Origin of the sequence: Mesorhizobium sp. LSJC280B00, assembly GCF_000502835.1 — a bacterium.
Taxonomy (GTDB): Bacteria; Pseudomonadota; Alphaproteobacteria; order Rhizobiales; family Rhizobiaceae; genus Mesorhizobium.
Map to the genome: position 1 here is coordinate 1 of NZ_AYVL01000107.1, position 1,472 is coordinate 1,472.

Annotated in this window: 3 protein-coding genes; all 3 read right to left on the reverse strand. The window is 60.7% G+C overall.

What is annotated here, in order from left to right; all coding sequences use genetic code 11:
- Positions 1-261: S46 family peptidase (locus X773_RS79240; RefSeq protein ID WP_348625964.1), on the reverse strand; the 261-nt coding region annotated here is incomplete at its 3' end.
- A 291-nt stretch (positions 262-552) separates the two neighbouring features.
- Positions 553-774, reverse strand: a complete 222-nt coding sequence (locus tag X773_RS78910; RefSeq protein WP_245274906.1) for a S46 family peptidase — start codon at positions 772-774, stop codon at positions 553-555.
- Positions 775-778: 4 nt separating this feature from the next.
- Positions 779-1,141: a S46 family peptidase gene (locus tag X773_RS78915; RefSeq protein WP_023680976.1), complete on the reverse strand. Its 363-nt coding sequence runs from the start codon at positions 1,139-1,141 to the stop codon at positions 779-781.
- Between the last annotated feature and the right edge of the window lie 331 nt (positions 1,142-1,472).

Genomic DNA, 1,472 nt, shown 5'->3' on the forward strand with positions numbered 1-1,472 from the left:
TTCGCGGATTGCTGTGCCATAGCGCGCCTGCCGCGCGGGATCGTCAGCGATCCAGTCGCGATAAGCTTTCTCCTGGGTGGCCTTGCGCGCGTCGAGCCCGATCGCGTCGGCGCCGGCGAGATCGCCCGCCAGCTTCTTGGCGGAGTTTTGTACGCCTCGCAGGATGGAGGCGTAGCGGATCTGCGCGTCACCATTGCCTGCCGTTGCCTGGTTGATCTGGGCGGCATAATCCGAGAGCGAACGCTGAACCGCGGTTCGAATTGCGCGAAGTTGAACCGAACTTCATCCGCCGTGAGGAACCGGTGGGTTGCGCCGGGAAAGCCGGCGACCATCACGAAATCGCCTTCCTTGACGCCTTCACGGGCTATGCGTAGCCAGCTCTTCGGCCGGTAAGGAACATTGTCGCGCGCATATGGCCGGGAGGAACCATCAGGAGCGACATAGGCGCGATAGAAGCCGAAGTCGCCTGTGTGACGCGGCCACATCCAATTGTCCGTTTGGCCGCCGAAGTTGCCGATGCCGAGCGCGGGCGCATAGACGAGGCGCACGTCCTCAATTTCGAGCTTCTGGAGGAGATAGTAGGAGACGCCGCAATACGTCGCAACGGCGATTGGGCTGTCCTTCACATGCGGCGATCAGGGCCTTTTTGTTCGTGGCGAGCCGCTCATAGCGGGCAAACCCGTTCAGCTTGTCCGAGACGCTCTTGAGCATTTCGGCGGTCACATCCCGCATGTCCTCGATCACATAGATGCGGCTGCCTGGCGCCGCGGGCAATTCTTCACCCAGGGCTCTTCGCCAGAAAGCCGTCTGTGAGATAGTCCTGGCCCTCCTTGCTGTGGTATTGGATGGATTCTAACACGCAATGATGATTGGTTGCGACCAGCCCTTGTGGACTGACGAACGAGGCGGAGCATCCGCCCAGTGATACGATCGCGTTGAGCGGGTCAGCGTCTAGACGGCCCAGCTGGGCGGGATCGATCTGGAGCCCATCCGCGCGCATGGCCGCGCACACTTCCGCAGTCTGGCCCGGCATCCACATACCTTCGTCCGCCGATGTAGCCGTGACCGTCCAGAGCAAGGCGATGGCAGTTGCTTTGGCCAAACATTTCAAATTCGAGTTCGTGCTGACTGTCGCTGTCATCTTGCCTCCTGTCCTCCGCAGATTGGATTGGTGACTATCGGGATGGCCGGAGTCCTGGCGCCCGCGCGGCGGCCAACACCGTAAGACCGAGTGGACCCGTTAACCGCAGGAATCCTGATGGCGCTCACCTCTCATTATATCGGTCGCGCGCAACGTTTGCGGATCATTCGCTGCACCAATCGTGCCAAATGAATAAAGCCTTCAGTTGCAAATGGTGAGCCGCCCCATCCATGTCCGATCTCCGACGTCTTTCACGTAAAGGGCTCGGTGCTTCCACGCTCGTTTGCTCTTCGCCCGTCCCTCTTCCGTCTTGACTAGCAGGAGCCTGCGG